The organism is Larkinella rosea, from assembly GCF_003858635.1.
GTDB classification, from domain to species: Bacteria; Bacteroidota; Bacteroidia; order Cytophagales; family Spirosomataceae; genus Larkinella; species Larkinella rosea.
On sequence record NZ_RQJO01000010.1, the window covers coordinates 193,044 to 214,717 of the forward strand.

Here is a 21,674-nt window from a genome sequence, read left to right on the forward strand (position 1 = left end):
ACAGAAAACCGAAAACCGTATACTGATTACTTATTGTTCGTTGTGTCGGTTCCGTGTCATTTGCTCCCGATTTTTTTCTATCACCTCTTTCCGCAACTCCTCTTCCACGTACGCTTTGTTCAACTCGTCCTGCACCGATTCAAATTCTTCTTTCAAACTGGCAATCTTCGACTCCAGCACCAGCCGTTTCCGTTCAATTTCACGGTCTTTCCGGTTGACGGCATTCTGGTGTAAAACCACCCCGGTTTTTTCCAGCAACTGTTGGGATTCCCGGGCCGAACCCGTCAATACCCCTTCCGGACCCAGGTACACATCCACCAAACTGAGCCCTTCGTCGGTAATGACAAACTCCCGAACCTGGTTCGAATGCTTCATTCCGCGCGACTTCATGATGTACAAGCCCCGGTTTCGCTCCCCGTTCGATTCAATCTCGCGCACCAGCACCCAGGCATCCACCAGCGACGAAACCCCCTCATCGGTTTGTTCATTGATAATGGTGTTCAGCGAAAGTGCCGTAAACATCACCGTGATCTGCCGCGATTGCAGAAAGTCAATGAGCCGCATCAGCATCGATTTCACTTCGCTTACCGAGCCCACCGTAATCAGATTGGTAATCGGGTCAAAAGTAACTACCTGCGGATCAAACATTTCAACCATTTTATGAATTGATAACAGGTGCATTTCCAACCCGGTAAGGGAGGGTCGCGACGCCTGAAACTCCAGCAAACCGTTGTCGACATGCTGCTGAAGGTCGATTCCGATCGAGCGCATGTTCCGAATGATCTGTAGGGGTGATTCCTCAAAGGCAAAGTAGATCGCCCGTTTTTTCTGGTTGCAGGCTTCATGGATGAAGCTGGCGGCAATGCTGGTCTTTCCCGTACCGGCGGTTCCGGAAACCAGAATGCTGCTTCCCCGGAAAAACCCTTTACCTTCGAGCATTTTATCCATCGACGGAATGCCGGATGAGACCCGGTCTGTCGTGACGTCATGCGCCAGCGTCAGCGACGTAATCGGCAGCACAGAAATACCGGTTCCATCGATCAGAAAAGGATATTCATTGGTGCCGTGAACGGTGCCCCGGTATTTGACAATGCGCAAAAGCCGCGTCGAAATCTGGTTCGCAATGCGGTGATCGAGCAGAATCACACAGTCGGAAATGTATTCTTCCAGGCCGTTGCGGGTTAACATCCCTTCGCCTTTTTCACCGGTAATAATGGCTGTTACCTTTTTCTCCTTCAGCCAGTCAAAAAGCCGCCGAAGTTCGGCCCGCAGAATGCTCTGATCAAGCAGACCGGAGAATAGATTCTCGACGGTGTCGAGCACCACCCGTTTGGCTCCGATGCTATCGATGGCGTAGCCCAGTCGGATAAAAAGACCATCCAGATCATATTCACCGGTTTCTTCAATTTCACTCCGATCAATCCGGACATAATCCATTTTGATTAATTTATCCCGCTGAAGCTGGTCCAGATCATAGCCCAGCGAGATGACATTCATGGCCAGCTCTTCGGCCTTCTCCTCGAAGGACATAAAAACGCCGGGTTCTCCGTAGAGAAGGGCACCATGTGCGATAAATTCGATGGAAAATAAGGTTTTACCGCAGCCCGCTCCTCCGCAAATCAGCGTCGGTCGGCCACTCGGCAAGCCACCAGCGGTAATTTCATCCAATCCCGTAATTCCGGTCGGCGATTTAGGTAACGAACCACTTGGGAAGTCAGCTTTTGTTGAGGATTTTAAACTCATTTATTGCGCTATTTTTCAAACCGTTTAGTGAGATACCATCTACAACATGCCTGGTTTTCCTGGTAAATCAAATCTAAACTAATTAAAAAACCGGCAGGTAGTGCAGCAATATTTTTTAAGATGCATAACTTAATTTTTATAGCCAGTGTTTAAATCAACCTTCCAAAAAAGAAAAAGGATAGAAGCAAATGTTCCTATCCTTTACGGTTATTTCACCTAAGTATGTATTGCATGATATGACGATTGACCAGCGACGATTGTCAATGGTCAATCGTCCTTCGTCGTCTCTCCCCTCACAAATACCGCGACGACGCCGGGTGGAACGTCTCCCACGAATGCAGGTATTCCTGTGATGCCGGAATGCGGGCCAGTTTTTTCCCCTTTAGTAATCCATCCGTACAAATGCCGTGGCGGTTCCAGACTGACCCGGTTTCCTGATCCCGCAACCGATCGGTCGAATCTGCCGAGAAATGCAGCGTTTGCCCGTTCACTTTCCGGTTCCAGACGTGAAACGTAGCGCTGTCGGAAGCCACCATCAGCAGCAACGGAGTTCCCGCCAGACTGTCGTTGGTTACTTTTTGTTTCAATAACTGGCTCCAGTCGTAGGCCCGGGCGGTTTTGTTCTGCTCGACCCCGACAACCCACGATTTGGGTTTCCACGCCAGGCTATCGCGTCCCGTCAGTTTCCGTTTCACTTTGCCTTTTTCGTACGGTTCCATACTCGCATACTGCTCCTTGAACGTCGAATCGGGCTGCAAAACCAGCGTTTCAGGATGCAGTTCGGACCAGGCCTGCAAGGTCATCTGTTCAGCCTGCATTGCGGGCAGGTACTGCCCTTTCAAGGGGCCGGCAATCGCTTCTCCGTTGACCTGCCGCCACCAGCTACCCGTGGTTTTGTCTTCGAACATGGCGTTGAAATGGTCCATGCCCACCAGCCTGAATTCTTCTTTTTTATCGCCCACCAACGGCCGGAACACCCGGCCCGTGCGGCAAACCGTGCAGTACGTAATCATCACCGGCTCACCACCCACCGTGTCCCGAACCTGGTGGTGGTACCCGATGAACTGAATCGGATAGGCCCGCGCCTGCCCGTTGACAACCAGTCCTAAAACCAATTTATTGGGCGGGATTTTGCTGTTTTTTACAGCCAGCATCACGATATTTCTGGGCTGATAAAACATCTTCTCGGCCAGGTATTTGAAGTTGAACAGGTAGAAAACCGTCCCGTAAACCGCCAGCAGCACCAGCATCGACGCTTTCCGCCAAACGCGTTTTGGTTCGGTCAACAACTTGAAAACCGGATAGGCAATCAGCAGCCAGCCCAGCACCCGGATGATCCAGATATTCTGGTGAATCCAGTACGCAAAGTCGATCGTCTCGGCTTCCTGACTACCCGGCATCGGCATAATGAAGTAGACTTTCGCGATCTCGGCTGCCGTCAACAGCAAAATACCGAATATAAAAAGGAGTATATTTCTCATAGAATTTGGGTTTTCGGTATACGGTTTTCAGTTTTCGCCGGGCCGACGTTTCGGATGCTTAGACATTCGGTGTTCAATATTCGTTATTCGCTATTTAAGAATGCGTCAGCAACCGAAACGTCGGCCCGGCGAAAACCGTAAACTGAAAACCGTATACTATTTTGGCATATAATGGTCATCGGCGGTGTAGCCGTATTCCGCAATTTTCGTTGCCCGGAATTTGTAAAGCTCCGGATTTTCGGGGGCCCAGGTCGCCAGGCCATCGACGTAGCGATTGAACATGCAGAAGGCGGCTGCGATCAAAACCGTGTCGTGAATGTCTTTGTCCGTTGCGCCCTGCTGCCGGGCTTCGTGAATCTGCTCGGGGGTGACCTCTTTTCCGCCTTTTTGCACGCTTCCGGCAATCGCCAGCAAGGCTTTGAGTTTGGGCGTAATGGCCGTTAGTCCGTAGTTTTCTTTGACGGCTTTGACAAACTCCCCATTTTCGTCGCCCCAGTAATAGCTGGCCACGGCGCCGTGGATGGTCTGGCAAAAAAAGCAATCATTTTCGGAGGAAACGTAGGTGGCAATCAACTCGCGTTCGGCGCGGCTCAAGCCTTCGTCGGTTTGCAGCAGGGCGTTGGCCAGTGCATTGAGCGGCCGGGCGGTTTCGGGGCTGAAAGCCATCGGTCCGCGAATGCCGGGTAATCCGTCAGGTAATTGAATATGAGGCATATCGTTAAGAAAATGAAAGTCGGTGACTGATTAAAAGGGAACCATATATCCCTGACCGCAGAGCGGCCAGGGAATACCACTAACCTATTATGAACTATATTTTTGGTCGAGGGCAAAGAGTAACTGGTTAACCCAATACCCTAAGCCCTATGCTGGCAGAGTTGGCATCACGTAGCCTATGGTTCCCATTCGCTCGCCCATTGCTTCGTAGGCCGTCGGATCGGTCGGGGTTAGCGTGGCTAATCCATCGACGTAGCGATTGAACAGGCAGAAGGTAGCGGCAATCAAAACCGTATCGTGAATATCGCGGTCGGTGGCACCCTGATCGCGGGCTGCCGACACGAGTTCGTCCGAAACCGTGCGGGCATCTTCCTGAACGTGTTTGGCAATGGTCAGCAAGGCTTTCAGTTTGTCGGAAACGGGAGCGGTTTGGTAATCCTGAATCACCTGATCGACCAATGCGTTGTCCTGCCCAAACAGAAACCGGGCGGCAGCCGCGTGGCTTCCGGCGCAAAAATTGCAATCGTTCAGCGACGACACGAAGGTGGCAATCAACTCGCGCTCGGCTTCGCTCAAGGGCGATTCGTTGCGTAGCAGCGCCTGCGCCAGTGCGTACAGGTGCTGACCGGTGTCGGGGCGGTACATGACCAGACTGCGAATACCGAAAATGCCTTCAGGAACTTGTATATGTGCCATAATTTTGATTGACTGCCCTGTCCGGGGCTAAAAATAGTTTAATTTATTTATACCTTCATGTTAGCCGCTGACAGGGCTTTACCACGCCAGATGGCAATGAAGCCGATGACGAAGGTGCCGGAAAAAGCGACTATCGCGGAACCATAACCGCCCAGGCTGGCAACCAGCGTTCCAATGAAAAAAACTGCGGTCGCTGTAACGAGTCGTCCGATGTTGAAACAAAAACCGGTGGCCCGCCCCCGCAGCTGGGTTGGGAATAAGTCGGGTAAATACGCCGACATTGTACCCTGACTCATGCCGAAAAGCAGTGCCAGCAAGGCAATTTCACCATACACAAGAGGAGTCAAAACCGCATTGGTTTTGAACACTACGGCCACCATCACGAAGCAAGCGGCAAACACAAACAACATCGTTCGGCGGTGACCAATGGCTTTGACAACAAAACCGGACAGGATTCCGCCGATGACACCCCCGCTTCCCATCAGCATCATCGACAAACCGCGTGCTTTCTGCGCATCGCCCACCACCAGACTCTGCACCCAGGTCGGCACCCAGGAAAAAACCGCCCACAAGCCGACCAGCATGGAGCCGAACGCCAGCGAACCCAGCCACAACGACCGCCGGTAGTTCGGATCGAACAGGCTGATGTCCGCCGATGCCGGTTGCCGGTTCACCTGCTTCCAGCCTTCGGGCTCCTGCACCAGACTGGCAATCAGCATCCCCACCAGCAGCGGAAGTCCGCCAATCCAGAAAGCCTGCCGCCAATCCGGCAGCAGGTAGTTGACCAAACCGGACAGCATAATCCCCACCGGAAACGCAACCGCCAGAATGCCCAGCGCAACCGGGCGGTTACGTTCCGGCCAGATTTCGGCGACGATGACGGTGGTCAATACCAACACCCCGCCAATGCCAAAACCGGTGGCAAACCGCAGCAGAACGACCGTGATCCAGTTGGGCGCAAAAACCGTTAGCATCGTACAACCGCCGTACAACACCACCGCTCCCACCAGCGAGCGCACGCGGCCCAACCGGTCGCCGAAGTAGCCGAAGCTCATCCCGCCCAGCATCCAGCCGTACAGAAAGGTCGCCCCAACGTAAGCACTCACCTGATCGAAATCAGCTTTGTCGGCCTGCCCCAACAAATCACGAACAACCACCGGCAGGTACGTCGACATCAGCGTCGAAACGGTTCCGCTGAAAATGTACACCAGCATACAAAGCGTAAACACCAGGCTTCGGTAAGCCGCCGTTGGCCGGGCAGTTGGGAGTTGAATCGTTTCCATGTTAACGCATGCCTTGATCGAAGGTCAATGAAACATAATATAAACCGCCCACGGCCGGAGAGCCATACGCCTGCACGACATACTGGTTGGTCAGGTTGCTGGCTCCCAGTTTAACAGCAGTTTTCAGCGACGGAACCCGGTAGGTTACCTGCGCATCGAGCAGATTGTAGGCCTGGATTTTACCCGGACGCAGGTCGTTGAACGAACCGACCCAGTCGAACGCATCCTGCCAGTGCCAGGCCACGTTGAAGCCCAGATTTTTCGCCAGATTGCGGTTGCCGACCGTCACGTTGGTTTTGTAACGGGGCGTATTAAAAGCCGGAATGTTGTTCGGATTAGCGCCTTTCAGGTTGAAGTCCGACCAGGTTCCGTTGCCGCCGATCGTAAAACCGCCCGGCACGAAATAGGTCAGTCCCAGCGTTGCGCCCTGCGCCGTTACGCGGTCGGCGGCATTGGTGTAAAGCTGAAATACCTGGTATTTTGAATTCAGGATGTCCTGGGCGGCTGCGGGACTGATTTTTCCGTCGCTGCCCAAAACCGGGCTGTCGGGCCGGATGACCACCTGATTCAGAATAAAGTTCTGGTATTCACCGAAATAGTAGTTCACATCCACCGCCAGCCGGTTATTGATCAAACCGCGATATCCGACTTCAAAGCTTTGTACTTTTTCGGGTTTAATGTAGGCGACATTCGATTTCACGAGCTTGTCTTTGTTGTTCCCAACGGCTTCTTGTGGGGTTTTACCCGACTGCATATCGGCCAGAAAACCGTTGACAAAACCGCCCACCGAAGGCGAGTTGACCGAATTTTCGTAGACATTCATGCCCGCGCTGTTGACCGGTGCCCCACCCAGAATCGTGATCGGGCCGACGTTGAGTTTGATAAACTGATCGCTCGGCGTGGGATTCCGAAAACCGGTCTGGAACGATGCCCGGAAATTATGCGCTTCGGTTGGGGAGAAAACGAGCGATGCCCGAGGGGTGAAATACCCGGCGAAGTTCTGGTTTTTGTCGTATCGGCCCGAAACTGTCAATTTCAGCTTATCGGCTAAAAACCGCTGACTGGCCTGCAGAAAAGCACCGATTTCATGGTACAGAATGCGGCCGCCTTTGTCGTCGAAAAGCGTCCCGTTCGTAAACAGACTGAACTGGCGGAAATTGCCCCCGACCAAGACTTCGGTTTTCGACAGGCCGGCTTTTTCCAGTGCCGATTTAAAATTGTACTGCGCATCGGCGTGGTACATTTTCGTCTGGCTCAGAATCCCGGCACCGTTCAGCCCCTGAATCGTTTTCAAGCGAGCTTTCTCGCGCTCAAATTCCGCCGAACCGGGCAAAAACCGCCCCTGATCGGCAAAAGCGCGGGCGGCCGCGTGGTCGGCGGTCGTTACGCCCTGTACTTTGCCCTGATAGGCCGAGGTGTACCGCGTAAACCACATTTCGTCGGCCTGATTGGCCGGAACGATGTTACCGCTTAAGTCCCGAACCCAGGTCCGGTCCACCTGCTGGCCCAGCGAACGGGTGTTGAAGGAATCGTGCGAATCTTCCTGATTGGTGTACCCGCGCACGAAGAAATTAGCGCCCCGGAGTTCGATCCGGTGTTGCAGCAGCGAAAAACCATTCACCGAAAACCGGTTACTGCCCGTATAATTGGCGGTTCCTTTCGAATAGTTGTACGAATAAATGGCTTCCAGGTTGGGGGTAATGCGGTAGTGAACGGCGCCACCTAGTTTCAGGCTGTACACATTATAATCGGTTAAATACCGCTCTTCATACCCCGTACGGGCCACTTTACCAATGCCGGTTATCGTCCGGTTTACTTCGTCGCCGTATACGTTCAAGCCGTTGTAGGCAGGGTTATTCCGACCGAGTTTTTCGGCGGAGGTGGTCGCATCGACGTCGGTATAATCAGTAGCAAACCAGTCCAGCCCTTTCATGTACGACACGTTCAGCTTGAAGGCCAGTTTGTTATTGAACGCCTTCGCATACCGCAGGGCGTAATCGTGGTACAAAGCGGCACTCGTGTTCGGATCATTGACGTGGTTAACACCTACTTTAGCCTGCGCACTCAATCCCTGATACTGAAACGGATCTTTGGAATGCATCAGTAAGGCGCCGTTAAAAGCTGCCGGGCCATACAGCGCCGAAGCCGCTCCCGGCACCAGTTCGACGCTTTCGACGTCCAGATCCGACAACCCGTACTGGTTACCGACCGAAAACCCGAAACCGGCTGGCTGGTTGTCAATGCCGTCGATCAATTGCAAAAACCGGCTGTTGCCCGTGCTCGCAAAACCACGCGTATTGATCTGCTTGTAGGTCAGCCCGCTGGTAACCATATCGACGCCTTTGAGGTTGTTGATCCCTTCGTAAAAACTGGCCGAGGGTGTTTCGCGAATGGCCCGGCTGTCCATTTTTTCGATGCTAACGGGTGCTTGCAAGATGCTTTCTTCCACCCGCGAAGCCGCTACCACGACGTCCTGCAACACCTGCGTACTGGCTTTCAGCGAGACCGCAACGGGCTGGTCGGCGTTGGTTACTGGAATAACTTGTCTTTCATAGCCGACCATTGTCACAATGAGCGTCCAGGGCCCCCGGCGATTGGTGGCCAGGCTAAATTTGCCGTTGGCGTCGGCCACCGTACCCGACAATTGGTCTTTCAGAATAACGGTAGCACCGGTCAGCGGGGCTTTCGTGTCGGCGTCGGTCAATGTTCCCGACAGGCGGGTTTGCTGGGCGACGGCCACACCACTCAGGAATAAAACAAGGCAAAGACTAAATAAGAACGTAAACGGTTTTTGATTCATGATTTGGTTACAGTTTTTGAGATAGTAGTGCTAGCGGGGTCCGGCAAAGCGCCCCTTTTTCGTCTTTGAATTCGATTTTTTTAAGATTGATTTGCTCCACCCGGTCGCTGCCTTCGGTCAACCGGAGAAACTGGTTGGGTTTAATATGGCGGAAAACCTGCTTTTTACCGTTGGCTTGCCATTGAACTTCGATTTCATCAATGACGGTCGCCTTTCCGATGCCGATTTCCCGGCGCAACGGAGAGGCTCCGAAGCTTCCGCCCGAATTCACATCGCGGTAGACGCTGCGCAGAACGCCATTTTCGCGGAATGTTACCTTGACCCGGCTGCCGATGGCTGTCCGGTTGGTGTTGGTGCCCCGCAGCGAAAGGCAAATCCAGTTGTTGGCATTCTGGCCCGGATTGAGGAACAACGAATTGGGGTAAATGTCGCCAGTGTAGGCTCCACCCATTTCAATGAATACGTCCTGATCCCCGTCGTTGTCCAGATCGGCGAAGGAAACGCCATGACCTTTCTGAACATTCCCGACACGGGCCGAAGCCGTGACATCGGCAAATTGTTCACCGCGCAGATTTTTAAATAGTTTATTGGGAACCAGTGACTTGTAACTAGGATTACCGGAACCCAAATACATATCCAGCCACCCATCGTTGTCGATATCGCCAAAATTGGCCCCCATCGAAAACACGGTTTTCCGAACACCGGCCGACTCCGCAACATTGGTAAACGTGCCATCCTGGTTGTTGCGGTACAAATAAATCGTCCCGTTGGCGCCTTCCGGTTTGTTAAGGGCTTCGGCCGCTTCGTAAAACGAGAGGGCTTTGTGGAACGTGTAATCACCAACGAAGATGTCCAGCCAGCCGTCGTTGTTGTAATCCCAGAACCAGGTTGTAAAGGAATTACCGGTTTCTTTCCGCAATCCGGCCCCGTCGGAAACGTCTTCAAAATGAACGACTCCGCCCATCATGCCCTGGTTTTTCAGCAAGTACCGGTTGCCGTCCATCGTCGACAGAAATAAATCCGCCAGCCCATCGTGGTTGTAATCCCCCGATGTCACTCCCTTGACATAGCCGACAATGGCACAACCGGCTTTTTCCGCAATTTCCGTGAACGTGCCGTCGTGGTTGTTGATGTACAGTTCGCAGGGATGGGTTTTCACGACAGACATCATCGAACCCGCCGTTTCGTTTCCGATGAACACGTCTACCCAGCCATCGTTGTTAAAATCGTTCCAGGTGGCAGTTTGGGTTGGATGGAACGACAGCAGACCGCTGACGGTGGTTACGTCGGTAAATGTGCCGTCGCCGTTGTTTTTCAGCAGCGAATTGGGTTGTTCCCCAAATTTACCCATCCAGGCCCCGCGCAACACGAAAATGTCGATCAGGCCGTCGTTGTTGTAATCCGTCTGGGTCAGGTTCAGGCCGCCGGTGATGCGGTTTAAACCCGATTGCACCGACTGGTCGCTGTATGTGCCATCGCCGTTGTTTTTGAAAAAATGCATCGGATCTTTCAGCCCCCAGGCCGAAGTCACCAGATCCAGGTAGCCGTCGTTATTAAAATCCTCAGCGATGACGCCACCGGCCATGTTGCTGGTGTTCAGTTTGAGCCCCGGCGCAATGTCCTGAAATGGCGCGATCTGGTGGGTCAGGTCGGTCATTTTCGGAATAAACCACTTCGCCGGTACTTTCGACGGATATTGGCCGAGGGTCATGTAGGCCAGATTCACTAACCAGCGCGATTCCAGATCATCAGGGTATTTTTCCAGAATTGTTTCATACAGTTTAATGGCTTTTTTCGAACCCGTCTGGATGGTGTGGATCCCCCCGCCCTGCAGCGGTAATACGCAGGATTCCACCGAATGCAGGCCAACGCAATTGGTCTGCTCACCCAGACGAAGGTACGCCAGGGCGAGTTCAGTCATCGCCATTTGCGTTCCCCGCGTATTTCCCGTATCGATGTGCTGAACGATATCTTCCAGTAATTCAATGGCTTTTTCTTCCTCGCCCAGCTTCAGATACGCATCCGATTTCGCGAAATTGTACATGATCCGCTGCTGCTCGCCGGTAACGGTTTTCAGTTGGGAATTGGTGTAGGCCAAAACCGCTTCCGGACAGAAGCTATTTTCAGGATCGCTGTATTTGACGGAAAGCTCCTGTAAAATCTTAATCATCTCCTCGTGCGACGACGGTTTCGACTGGCAGCTAACCAGCATCCCGATCAGGAGGGTCAGAACTAAAAACCGGTTAAATACAATCTTCTGGATCATCTGAGTAGGTGTTAACCTGTGATGTATGTGGATATATTCTCGACTGGAAAAACCAGCTTTTCAGACCCCTGGCTCCGCAATTCAGAACCGTCGGGACATACCTCTGTCAAAGACTGGTGTTTCAAATCTCAAAAGATGCTACGTTTTTTGCGGTACCGGGAAACCGTCCTTCGGACGCAAATACCCGTTCACAATGCGTTCGCCCAGCCGCTGGTAATACGCCGGATCGCTGGGCGTTACGGTTGCCATTCCGTCCACGTACTTGTTGTACAGACAGAATAACGCCGTGATCAATACCGTGTCATGAATTTCCCGGTCGGTCGCTCCAGCCTGCCGGGCGCGTTCAACGGCTTCGGGTGTTACGTCCTTGCCACTGTTCTGGGCCCGGGCCGCAATGGCCAGCAAGGCTTTCATTTTCTCGCTGACCGGGGCGGTTTCGTAATCCTGCTTGACCAGCCAGGCGGTTTCGTTTTCGCCCAATAACAAGTCGGCGGCTTTGGTGTGCGCAGCCGTGCAAAACCGGGTCTGGTTCCGGTTCGACACCAGGGCCGCAATCAGTTCGCGCTCGCCCGGCGTCAGGGTCGATTCCCCGCGCAGCAGAATCTGCGTCAGTTCCCGGATGGGTAAAGCTGTGTCGAGCCGGTACTCGAGCAGGCCGGTAATTCCCGGCAAATGCTCAGGGAGGGGTATATGGGGCATTTGGGTAAGGTCAAAAAGGTGATAACCTGAAAACCGATGCGGGATAAGATTACGCGAAGAGCTGTTCTTCCGCGAGTCTCGTACCGTCAATCCGGGCTTTGATTTTCGCAAAAGCGGTTTCGCGGCTGGTCGAGACATCGTCGGCAAACGGCGAAAAACCGCAATCGTCGGTGGTTCCAAGTTGCGCCAGCGGAATGTATTGGGCCGCTTCCAGCACCCGGTCGCGCACTTCTTCGGCAGTTTCAACTACCGGATTCAGCACATCAATCACGCCGACAAACACGAACTGATTGGGTTTCAGGTTTTCCTTAATCGCTTTCAACACCTTGACCCGATCCGGTTCGCTCGCCAGCTGGAGGTAAAAATTCCGGACATCCAGGTTAAACAATTCGGCCAGCAGATCGGCGTAATCCACATCGGCGCTGTGCGTCGAATCCCGATCGCCCCCGGGGCAGACGTGAACGCCAATTCGGGCTTTTTCTTCTTCCGAAAACCGGGCCAGCACCTGGTTATTCAGGGCAATAAAATGCCGCAAAACCCCACCCGATGGGTCCAGTTTCAGCGACAAGCGGCCTTCTGTAAAGTCGATCTGAACTTTATGGGCACCCTTTTCCAGGCAGCTGCGGATGTCTTTTTCAGATTCGTCGATCAGGTCGCTGATGAATTCGGGCTGCGAATACCCTTCCATTCCGTCGGCCGGATAGATCAGACTCAGGGCCGAAGCGGAGATAACCGCCTGTTTCAACGGCATATCTGTACACGATTGCGCCTTTGCCAGGTAGCTGCCGGCGAATTCTCCGAAGCGAAACGGCGTTTTTTTCAACAAGGGCAACTGCCGGAAATGGCCATCCGCAAAATCGATTCGCATGCCTCCCGGCACAATCATGTCGACCCCGCTCAAGGGATAGGTTGCAAAGCTCGATTTGGTCTGTTCGCCATCCGTCAACACCGGTGAACCCGTGTTTTCGAGTTCCAGCAAGGTTTGCCGAACGGCTTTGTCGTATAACTGATCCAGTTGCTCGGCAGGTAATCCAGCCTGCATGGCCTCAATCAGTTCAATGGGACGGGGTATACTGCCTATGGATTCGGTTTGTAACTTCATAAAAGTAGTCTGGTCTATCGCACCGGACGATTTCCGGCACGCGATTTACAACTTGATTCCCAGCGTCAACACCCCAGACCGACCGTCGGACGGCCAGATTCCCGGACCCGGATAAAATGTCGGGCGTTTGGTGAAGTACGAGGTATTCAGCAAATTATTGATACTTCCCCGCAGGGTAACGTGCCGACCCATGCGCCACGTCGAGTTCAAATCCCAGATTCCGTAAGCCGGAACCGGACCTTTTGCGCCATTTGGCAAGGCAACCGGTGTATTCAGGGCGTCGGAGAAGGTTTCACTTACGTAGCTAAATTGGGCCGTCAGACTAAACGTGCGGTAACGGGCCGTTAATCCGTTGCGGCTGGTCCAGCGCGGAGCCGATTCGACCTGATTGCCGTTGATGGTTTTGTTATCCGTGCCGGTCGAAACGCGGGCGTTGGTATAGCGGGCGTCGACATAGGCCGTGGACGTAAAACCGGTCAGGACAAACCGGCTGGTTCGGATAAACTGGGCTTCGATCAGGGTTTCAACCCCTTTCGTACGGCTGTCGCCCACGTTGGTGCGAAAAACCGTACTCTGGCCGCTGGCGTTGTTCAGAATCAGGCTTCCCAGGCGGTTTTTATACGGCAGATAAAACGCCGTAACATTGACATGCAGCGCGTTCCAGTACCCGTCCATACCCGCTTCAGCGTTAAAACCGGTCGCATCTTTCAGATTTTTGTCCACCTGCTCATACACCGAGGTCGGAATGATATCCTTGAAAATCACCGGGCGATAGGCCTGCGACCAGCCACCGTAGAACTTCAGTTCGGGACTGACCCGGTATTGAGCATTGACGCCGAGCAGCGCAAACTGGTGGTCGATGTCGTTCGGCAGATTCAGCGGATCGTAGTAACTGATGGTTCCCCGCAGCCTGGTCAACCCGCTCTCGACCCGAATTCCAGGCGATACGGTCAGCTTCGACGTCAGGTGAAACTGGCTTTCTGCAAAAACCGCCAGGTTGCTGGTATAGAAATGCAGATCGCGGGTAAACGGTCCGGTAATCGACAAATCGAAATCCGAGCCTGTCGTGCCTTTGCCTAACTGGCGCCGGTTCAGGTCGTTGTTCATCACCTGAACGCCCACCACGCCGGTTGCCGACACATTCCCAAGGTGGTAGGAATGCAGCAGACGCAGTTCGGAGGTAAAGCTGTGGAACTTGTCGATATCGACCTGCCGGTTTCGCGGCAATCCGGTTGCTTTGATCAGGGTATCGGGCACATTGGCCAGCGCATCGAACATAACGCTGTTCCGGGCACCCAAAACCGCCGACGCGAGTCCCATCAGCCGGGTCCGGTCCGTGATTTGCCAGTCCAGTTTCAGCGAAGGCACGTAGATGTCGGGATTGAAATAATTCCGACCGCGCGTTGCCTGACGCGGATTCTCGGCAAACATCTCTTCGGTCAACGGGCCTGGAATGCGATACGTGTATTCCGAACGACCCAATTCCGCGCTGATTTTCAACCGGTTTGTGGCCTGATACTGCAAACTGACAAACTGCGCCTGGGCATTGGAGGTCGCGTTGTCACGATAACCGTCCGAATGCCGCCGGTAGTAATAGCCGTAGTAAGTCCATTTGCCAACCCGTCCGCCCATGGCGTTATAAGTGCTTCGCAAACCGTAGGAACCCACCGAATTGATGGTTTCAAAACTGAACCGACGCGTCGTGTCGCCCGATTTCGTCACGTAGTTCAGCATACCGCCAAACTGCGCCCCGTACTGCAGCGATGCCGTTCCGCGCACCAGTTCAACCCGATCGATGCTTTCCATCGGAGCCGAATAATGGCTGGCCGGATAGCCGTACATGTCCGAATTGGTCAGAATACCGTTCTGGCGAATGTTGTACTCCCAGGACCGGTGCGGATCGAGCCCCCGCGTGGCGACGTTCATCTGGTTACCGGTTCCGTCCATGTCGTACACAAACAGCCCCGGAATCCGGGCGAACACCTGCCGGGCGTTTTTCTCCGCGATGTTGGCGTCGACCTCGTTCAACCGAATGACTTCACTCCGTTTGCCGCCTAACAGGTACGTTCCCTGGATGTCGGGCAGCGACGGGGTCAGCCCTTCCCGCATACCGGTCACGTTCACTTCCTGAAGCGTCCGGGTCCGAACGGAGTCCGTTGGTGCTTTCCGCGTTTGCGACTGGGCAAAACCGGGCGCCAACCAGCTCAGGACCAAACCGGTAGTCAAGCTTAACGAAATTAAGCCTTTTTTATCGACCATTATACTGTCTGGTTAGAGACCCGAACCATCGGCTTTACCCCTTGCAATGGCGTATTTACCAACTTCGGTACCTGCTTTCAAACCTTCCGTACAATCAAAGCGATAGTGAATCAACCCGTAGATCCGCGACGTGGATGCTTCCTGAGCCTGTTTGTTAAATGTTTCAGCCTGATCCGGGAAAATGTACCCCAAAACCGTTGCTGCAGCCGCAGAAAATGTCGAGTGTCCAGACGTGTAAGATGGGAAGTTGGGCAAACCAACGGAGGTTTTCACTTTGAACTGCTGCGGACGCGGATAGTAGTAGTAAAACTTCGTATCCCAGCAAACAATGGCGGCATCCATCTCGGCGGTTCCCAGCAGGGCCAGCGTACGCGCCATCCGAACCTCGCTGTGTTTCGCTTCGTAGCTCACGTTAGCCGCTGTCCGGTGCCAGTGGCCGGGGGGCGTGTAGCTCCCGGCACCATCGGACCAGTAGTTGGCGATGCGTGCCTGTTCCCGCGTCTGGTTTTTCTGGATGTTCTGCAACTCCTCCAGGTCCTTCTTGAAATCCGGGCTGTCGAGGGCTGGTGGTGGCACGGCGCGCAGCGCAACGACCGTGGCTTTGTCGAAGTTCCAGGTCAAAACAGCTCCGTAGTTCGGCAGCATCGGCGGGCGAAGCGGAGTTTCCTGGCTCACCCAGGCTTCCCGCAGACCCCGCGCTTTGGCGCCTTCAATCATTCCGGCCGTTAAGGCCTGATTGTTGGCAGCCGCCATCCCGTCGGTCTTGGCGCGTGACATTACTTTGGCTGCCACGGCATTTCCCAGGTCCACACCCGCTACCAGGTCGCTTTCCACGTTCATTCCGGCCCACAAACGACTCTCCCGGTGCTCTTTCATTTTAGCTTCCAGAAAAGGAACTTCGCCCGGAAACATCGCCTTCAGAATCGTCACCGAAGCCGCGGCAACCACGGCATCTTCCGACGGATACGTCGGAATCGTAGAAACCGGTAAGGAAACGGTGATCGTGGCGTCGGTTTTGGATGGGGCTGCGCGGTTGAACTTGTATTTGTAGTTCCAGGCCGCCACCAGCGCGTCATACTGCGCCACGCTCAGGTAAGCCAGCGCACGGGACGCATAGGGCGGATTAGCAAACGGAAACTTCGGATCAGCCAGCGGATTGGCCGCATCGGGCACCGGATACTTTCCCTCGGCATTGTAGGCCGGTGGAATGTTGTAACGGGCCGATAATTCGCGGGCGATTTCGTTCCAGCGATAGACGGCACCCGACCCCCAGTACGCAACCGCTTCCTGCTGCTCTTTCGTCAGGCTGGCCGATTTCTGTTTTAAACTTGCCAATTCCGCGATGTATTCGGGCGAGGAAACCGCTTTCGGATCAGCCACCGCAATTTCAGACGACGACGTTAATATGTAGGTTTTCCAGGTTCCTGCCTTCTCATCCACGGAAGCAGGTGCATACGCAGACCGCTGCGGTTCATCAATCGTCTTATCACAGGACGCCAGAACAGTCATCAGCCCCAGTGCGATTCCCACTACCTTTCCACTCAATATATACTTTTTCATGCGATTACTTTTGATTAATGTGAGTCACTAACAAGCCGTTTCAACCCGGCTTATTCAACCCCTTACTGGTTTTTCCACAGTTTGAACTGGTACAGGACCCCCACCATCAGGTTCGTGCTTTGTCCCACATTCCGTCCGTCGGTCACGTAGCCAAACCGCGCGTTCACGCCGATCTGTTTCGGCTGGAATTTGCCGTAAACGCCCACCGTTGTGGCCTGCATGTTGTTGGTCGGGAACGGCATATCGTGCCGGCGAATGTAATCGCCGTGCGTGCAGGACGTCCGTTCGGCCCACAATTCCGCCTGCCAGCCTTTCCGCAGAACGCCCAACCGCAAACCCGCATCGTAGGCGTTCGGAACACTCACTTCGCGGGTGTTGTAAACCCGGTCGTCGGCCTGATACGCATCCCGGTCCACCTTGATGTTGCTGCGCCACGAATACGTGCCGTGGGCATTGACATAGATACCGGTTTGGGGATGTTTGTAATTGGCGATCAGGCGGCCGGAAACCGTCCGGCACTGCAAACCGATGGACATGGGCAGAAAATCCGGGACGTAATTGCCCACCGGCACCGAGCCTCCCACAACGGCATGAACCGAAAAACCGTGGGTGTTCGCAACCCGGTATTTCAGCCAGCCCGACAGATCCTGAAAACCTTTCTGGCCGAGCAAATTCCCGGCGCTGGTCTGGGTCCAGACGTAAGGCAAACTCAGGATCACGTTGAGACCTTTGGCAATACCAATGGCGGGCATCACCATCACATTTTGGGTGGTGTGCGTTCCGATGTTGGAATTCGAACGTTTGAGCGAATTTTCCCAGTACTCCGTCCAGGTGCTGCGGCCATACATTGTGGCCACGCAAATCTGACCTTTTCCCATGTAAATGGCATCGTGCGGCATTTGTGCTTTCACCTCGCCCGTTACTAATACGGCACTGATAACCAGTAATTTGATAAAATTTTTCATTGCATAAAAAAGTGGATACGTGTCGGAAAGACAGCTCATTGTCAAGCGATCAGCGAATCAGATAAGCGCGCAGAACACTCCGGCGAAGGCTGGATATGCTTTTTACCGAAACCCGATCTGATTGACAGACCGGATTTCACGCACGACCTGAAAGCTGGTCTGACGAAAAACCGTTCCTGAGGTCAATGACAGCAGATGAAGATTTACCCCGGAGCCTATGCTCCAATCCGGTAGCAACACCCGCTGGCCTGACTCAAAAAATTGGAAAGAGATGGATGATGGACGCAACCGCGCAGATGTACCGAACTGCAACCATTCACGACTTGCAGGAATTCAGCTCATTACGTCAGTTGTAGGTCAGGCAAGAGACTCCGGTGGCGGAGAAAAAACCGGTAGACTCCGGCTGGAGAGATAAGAAATAAAGGAAGGAATTCGCACCTTCTCCTCCGTCCAGTTATACAGAAAGAACCAGATACGGGCGCGGCTGATGGGCGAGTACTCCTTGAGAAATAACTTTAGCAGATTGTTGGCTTTTTTGGCGGTTTCGGAGGTTCCGGTGGCAAATTGCTCTTTCACAAACGACAGCAAATCCCGCTGGAAGAATGATTTGGTCTTGTTGACATAGCCGGAAATGTGCAGCGTATCGCCCGTTACATCCAAATTGACGATTTCATAATAGCTGCCCCGGTATTTGAAGCCTTCCGGTTTATGTTGCGTCAAAATGGCTTCATTCGGGTGTTTTTGCAGTGGAATCTGAAATTCAACGATGTGATCTACTGAGGAAAAAACCGTCAATCGCTCCGATAATTCGTGTTGTTCCTGCCATTGCACACTGAACAACACCAGCAAGTGCCCCAGCATGTGGTATAGCAAAACGACGAATAAACCGAACGAGATAAACCGTTTCACAAATCTTTGTTTGGCAATTTTTACTCAAATATACTTACATCCTTGAAATCTTACTACTTTTTGTCAATATTTTCAAGTTACTTTTCCGGACATACAGGAAAGTACTGGCACCGGTAAAAGTAACCCAATATAAACCGCCAGACGGTTTTTTCCAATTACAGAGTCTGAAAACCGGTTTATCCGTTACCGAGCCAGCAAAAAAATATCGGCTTTAAAGCCATCTGAGCCCAGTTTGCGGCCCAGCAACGGATTCTCCGTTGCGTCATTCACAATCAGCAGGGCGTCCGTTTCCAGGCCATCCGCCGAGAAAAAGGTCATTCCTTCCGGGTGATCTTCGCCTTTTCCGAACGGAAGAGAGGCAACTTCGATCAGTTTTTCCCGGAAAACGAGACTTTCCCGGTTGGCCAGAATGCCGTCTCTCCACCGAAAAACCGTCACCGGCCCATCCAGAACCATCGTTGGTCCCGCCATAATGAGCAGGTCATTTCCCTGCACACACAGATCGCGAATGCCCAGCCCATCCAGTTCAAAAAAGTGTTTCCGATACCGTCGTGGTTCGCCATCGGCGCGTTCAAACGACCGAAGTGTTAATAATGCCGGTTCGTCGTCCGCTTCAACCTCCAATTCCAGAATAATCGCCCAGCCTCGCAGAACCGGTCCCCGAAGGCCTACAAAAACGTGATTACCGGCCACCGCCAGCCCTTCGATGTCGAAACCATTGTCTTTCCCCGGAATGGCCAGGAAGTCCTTAACGTGTTCGTCAGCCTCTTCGTGCTTTTCTCCCTTTAAAATCTGGGTCAGCAGACTGCTTTTTTCATTTCCCGGTAATTGGGCGGCCCTTCGTTCTGCCTCCGGCTGCCGGACTTTCTTTTTCAGCCCAAAATGCCCCGGTTTATCCTCCGGCACGAGAGGGATTCGCGCCAACAAAAACCGGTTTCCTTTGACTTTTACATCCGTCAGATTCCGAATCGTCGTCTCCGGCAAATCATTTTCATCGGCTTTGGTCCGCTTCAGGCTATGAGATCCCACCAGCCAGAGGTATCCGTCGGCACAATAAAGTCCCTCAATATCCACTTCCTTGATGTCGCCGGAGGCTGGCGAAACCGGGAGGTTGAGGAAATCCACCAACGCGAAGGAAGTATGATTACCGAACTGATAAATTCCATTCTCATCCTGACCAAGCAGGAAAAGGCGTTCCAGGCTAACCGTTTCGTCGTTTGCAACCCAGAGTGTTTGGCCAATCTGGGCCACTGCCGACAGGCCGTCGGTTAGTTTTTTTTCACTGATCAGGTTGTTTACCGCCGGATCAAATTGCAGATGGGCAAAACCAAGGATTTCCATACAAAAAGTAGATTGGAGAGTTCGGTGAGCGGTTCCGAACCGGTAGATCCGTGGAACCGAAACAGCGCAATGAACAGATTACTTCTGGCTTGTATGGGATAGTTTCTTCGAAGGTAGCAACTTATTGACTCACTTATTCAATCAGTTACTACCGTTTAGTAAAAGCCGCCGGCTCAATATGGGGTGTACAACCAAACCAATAGATCGTCTAACCGAAAGGTGGTGCTGTACGAAACCTGAAACAGATGCAGATACCGGTGATCCCGGTGCGGGTTTCGAACCAGGTTCTGGAGCATATAACCCGCTTCGATCCGACCGGTTTTGGCGGTTGTGTACCCCAGGCCAACAAAGGACCAGTTTTCCCCACAAAACGCGTTTTTCGAACTGATTGGGCTGTTGGTGGCACCTGTCAGGCAAAGAAAAAATTCGTGGGAGGCCGTAAGGGAAAAACCGTGCTTCTGCTTTTTTGAATCGAACAAAGGCAAATTATACCCCAGCTGATACCGGAATAAGGTAGCTTTGGACTGACTATCCGTCTTTTTGTTCAGTGGATACCGCTCTTCGTACCGCAACCTATGCGTCAGACGACCGGCTGGCAGCGGATGGTTGTAGCCGGTCTGCGCCCAAAGGCGGTTTTCATTGACCCGCAGCCCAAACAGATTATGGCGGGCAAAGGCATATCCAACGGCGGCAGTCCAGTCTGGTTTTAAATTGTAAATGACTCCCGGTTGAATGTATAGTTGCAACTGCGTGGCCGGGTAATGAACATTCTCAATAGTTCGGTCAAAGGCATCGACCGTGGACGAAGCCATGACGTTGTACAGAAATTTTGAATGGATCACACCGGTTTGGGAAACCGACGGAAAAAAACCAAAAAAATGCAGCGGTTGAGCCGCCAGTACCTGACTCGACAGCGTCAACAAAATCACTAAAACAGGCTTCATGGTAAGACAGTAGAACGGAAAATTGCTCTACACAACGTACCAAAAGCTATGCCAGTTGACAGCCTATTATTGAGCCGCCAGATCGACGGTTAACGAAAACCGGGTTGGCGACATCGTCGGGCCGCTGTAACCGCCCCCGCCCCCACCGTAGCCATAGCCACCGTAACCGCCATACCCGCCATAGCCACGACGTCCATACATACCACCCATGCCGCCCATGCCCATATTACTGGAGTTCGACATGCTTTGTTTGGGTTTTTCGGCCACACCGGATTCAAAACTGATGGGCAGTGGCGTACCCGGTTTTGCGTTGATCAACGCCAGCGGAATAGTCAACTGGTACACCAACCGTCCCGCTTTGTCTTCCAGCTTTCCTGTAATACCTGATGGGTCGCGGGAAGCAGGCACAAGCATCTCGTCTTCGGCCACCAGCCGAATGAGTTTCATTTCAATTTTCCGATCGATCATCTGCTTCATCATGGTCGCCTTGTCGGTCGGTCCGGCTTTGGGGCCCATCGACAGGGGCCGACCGGTGGCGGGGTCCATTTCTTCCGCGAGCGGAAACTGAATGCCTTTCCAGTTTTTCCGTTTGCCCTTTTGATCAAGCCAGATCGTGCTGCCAAACAACAGGGATTTGAATTGATCCTGATCGTTGTCTAACTGGATGGTCAGAAACAATTTATCGGCGTTGTTGGTCGCCACGACGTGAACCTTGGCACCTTCCAGGTACACTTCATTGGGCGCAGCCCCTTTACCGGTCACTGTATCGGCGGAGGCTTCCGCCACCGGTGCAGCCGCCCAGGTACTTTTCACCGATCCTGATTTTTGACCAAATGACAGTGTCGCCGTCAAAACGAGTGCCATACCGATCCACGCTTTTCCTTTCATTGCCTGAGTTGAGAATTTAGTTAG

At 53.1% G+C, this 21,674-nt stretch carries 16 protein-coding genes; all 16 read right to left on the reverse strand.

Features of this window, described 5'->3' with window-relative positions; translation table 11 throughout:
- Positions 1–30: 30 nt before the first annotated feature.
- Positions 31–1,743 carry a circadian clock protein KaiC gene (gene kaiC, locus EHT25_RS21810; RefSeq protein WP_124877294.1) on the reverse strand — a complete coding sequence of 571 codons (1,713 nt, stop codon included), beginning with the start codon at positions 1,741–1,743 and terminating at the stop codon, positions 31–33.
- Positions 1,744–2,036: 293 nt separating this feature from the next.
- A complete protein-coding gene (locus EHT25_RS21815; protein WP_124877295.1) occupies positions 2,037–3,224 on the reverse strand; it encodes a DUF3179 domain-containing (seleno)protein in 1,188 nt (395 codons plus the stop codon).
- A gap of 156 nt (positions 3,225–3,380) precedes the next feature.
- Entirely contained in the window at positions 3,381–3,938 is a 558-nt protein-coding gene (locus tag EHT25_RS21820; RefSeq protein ID WP_124877296.1) for a carboxymuconolactone decarboxylase family protein, read from the reverse strand.
- 147 nt (positions 3,939–4,085) lie between these two features.
- Entirely contained in the window at positions 4,086–4,634 is a 549-nt protein-coding gene (locus EHT25_RS21825; protein ID WP_124877297.1) for a carboxymuconolactone decarboxylase family protein, read from the reverse strand.
- A 47-nt stretch (positions 4,635–4,681) separates the two neighbouring features.
- Positions 4,682–5,917 (reverse strand): MFS transporter, encoded by a 1,236-nt coding sequence (locus EHT25_RS21830; protein WP_124877298.1) that lies wholly within the window; start codon positions 5,915–5,917, stop codon positions 4,682–4,684.
- A gap of 1 nt (position 5,918) precedes the next feature.
- A complete protein-coding gene (locus EHT25_RS21835; protein ID WP_124877299.1) occupies positions 5,919–8,717 on the reverse strand; it encodes a TonB-dependent receptor in 2,799 nt (932 codons plus the stop codon).
- 7 nt (positions 8,718–8,724) lie between these two features.
- Positions 8,725–10,983, reverse strand: coding sequence for a CRTAC1 family protein (locus EHT25_RS21840; RefSeq protein ID WP_124877300.1), 2,259 nt, complete (start codon positions 10,981–10,983; stop codon positions 8,725–8,727).
- A 138-nt stretch (positions 10,984–11,121) separates the two neighbouring features.
- Positions 11,122–11,682: a carboxymuconolactone decarboxylase family protein gene (locus EHT25_RS21845; RefSeq protein WP_124877301.1), complete on the reverse strand. Its 561-nt coding sequence runs from the start codon at positions 11,680–11,682 to the stop codon at positions 11,122–11,124.
- A gap of 49 nt (positions 11,683–11,731) precedes the next feature.
- Positions 11,732–12,784: a cobalamin-independent methionine synthase II family protein gene (locus tag EHT25_RS21850; RefSeq protein ID WP_124877302.1), complete on the reverse strand. Its 1,053-nt coding sequence runs from the start codon at positions 12,782–12,784 to the stop codon at positions 11,732–11,734.
- 45 nt (positions 12,785–12,829) lie between these two features.
- Positions 12,830–15,043, reverse strand: a complete 2,214-nt coding sequence (locus tag EHT25_RS21855; protein ID WP_124877303.1) for a TonB-dependent receptor family protein — start codon at positions 15,041–15,043, stop codon at positions 12,830–12,832.
- A gap of 12 nt (positions 15,044–15,055) precedes the next feature.
- On the reverse strand, positions 15,056–16,603 hold the full coding sequence (locus EHT25_RS21860; RefSeq protein WP_124877304.1) for a vanadium-dependent haloperoxidase: 1,548 nt from the start codon (positions 16,601–16,603) through the stop codon (positions 15,056–15,058).
- Positions 16,604–16,665: 62 nt separating this feature from the next.
- Positions 16,666–17,568, reverse strand: a complete 903-nt coding sequence (locus EHT25_RS21865; protein ID WP_124877305.1) for a hypothetical protein — start codon at positions 17,566–17,568, stop codon at positions 16,666–16,668.
- Between the two features lie 357 nt (positions 17,569–17,925).
- Positions 17,926–18,477 carry a hypothetical protein gene (locus EHT25_RS21870; protein WP_124877306.1) on the reverse strand — a complete coding sequence of 184 codons (552 nt, stop codon included), beginning with the start codon at positions 18,475–18,477 and terminating at the stop codon, positions 17,926–17,928.
- A 183-nt stretch (positions 18,478–18,660) separates the two neighbouring features.
- A complete protein-coding gene (locus tag EHT25_RS21875; protein ID WP_124877307.1) occupies positions 18,661–19,818 on the reverse strand; it encodes a DUF3616 domain-containing protein in 1,158 nt (385 codons plus the stop codon).
- Between the two features lie 173 nt (positions 19,819–19,991).
- Positions 19,992–20,762, reverse strand: coding sequence for a DUF2490 domain-containing protein (locus EHT25_RS21880; RefSeq protein WP_124877308.1), 771 nt, complete (start codon positions 20,760–20,762; stop codon positions 19,992–19,994).
- A 66-nt stretch (positions 20,763–20,828) separates the two neighbouring features.
- A complete protein-coding gene (locus EHT25_RS32750) occupies positions 20,829–21,650 on the reverse strand; it encodes a hypothetical protein (protein ID WP_221622320.1) in 822 nt (273 codons plus the stop codon).
- Between the last annotated feature and the right edge of the window lie 24 nt (positions 21,651–21,674).

Excerpts from the sequence above, each read along its gene's own strand:
- kaiC (WP_124877294.1), bottom strand. The coding sequence starts at position 1,743 with ATGAGTTTAAAATCCTCAACAAAAGCTGACTTCCCAAGTGGTTCGTTA.
- EHT25_RS21815 (WP_124877295.1), bottom strand. The coding sequence starts at position 3,224 with ATGAGAAATATACTCCTTTTTATATTCGGTATTTTGCTGTTGACGGCA.
- EHT25_RS21820 (WP_124877296.1), bottom strand. The coding sequence starts at position 3,938 with ATGCCTCATATTCAATTACCTGACGGATTACCCGGCATTCGCGGACCG.
- EHT25_RS21825 (WP_124877297.1), bottom strand. The coding sequence starts at position 4,634 with ATGGCACATATACAAGTTCCTGAAGGCATTTTCGGTATTCGCAGTCTG.
- EHT25_RS21830 (WP_124877298.1), bottom strand. The coding sequence starts at position 5,917 with ATGGAAACGATTCAACTCCCAACTGCCCGGCCAACGGCGGCTTACCGA.
- EHT25_RS21835 (WP_124877299.1), bottom strand. The coding sequence starts at position 8,717 with ATGAATCAAAAACCGTTTACGTTCTTATTTAGTCTTTGCCTTGTTTTA.
- EHT25_RS21840 (WP_124877300.1), bottom strand. The coding sequence starts at position 10,983 with ATGATCCAGAAGATTGTATTTAACCGGTTTTTAGTTCTGACCCTCCTG.
- EHT25_RS21845 (WP_124877301.1), bottom strand. The coding sequence starts at position 11,682 with ATGCCCCATATACCCCTCCCTGAGCATTTGCCGGGAATTACCGGCCTG.
- EHT25_RS21850 (WP_124877302.1), bottom strand. The coding sequence starts at position 12,784 with ATGAAGTTACAAACCGAATCCATAGGCAGTATACCCCGTCCCATTGAA.
- EHT25_RS21855 (WP_124877303.1), bottom strand. The coding sequence starts at position 15,043 with ATGGTCGATAAAAAAGGCTTAATTTCGTTAAGCTTGACTACCGGTTTG.
- EHT25_RS21860 (WP_124877304.1), bottom strand. The coding sequence starts at position 16,603 with ATGAAAAAGTATATATTGAGTGGAAAGGTAGTGGGAATCGCACTGGGG.
- EHT25_RS21865 (WP_124877305.1), bottom strand. The coding sequence starts at position 17,568 with ATGAAAAATTTTATCAAATTACTGGTTATCAGTGCCGTATTAGTAACG.
- EHT25_RS21875 (WP_124877307.1), bottom strand. The coding sequence starts at position 19,818 with ATGGAAATCCTTGGTTTTGCCCATCTGCAATTTGATCCGGCGGTAAAC.
- EHT25_RS21880 (WP_124877308.1), bottom strand. The coding sequence starts at position 20,762 with ATGAAGCCTGTTTTAGTGATTTTGTTGACGCTGTCGAGTCAGGTACTG.
- EHT25_RS32750 (WP_221622320.1), bottom strand. The coding sequence starts at position 21,650 with ATGAAAGGAAAAGCGTGGATCGGTATGGCACTCGTTTTGACGGCGACA.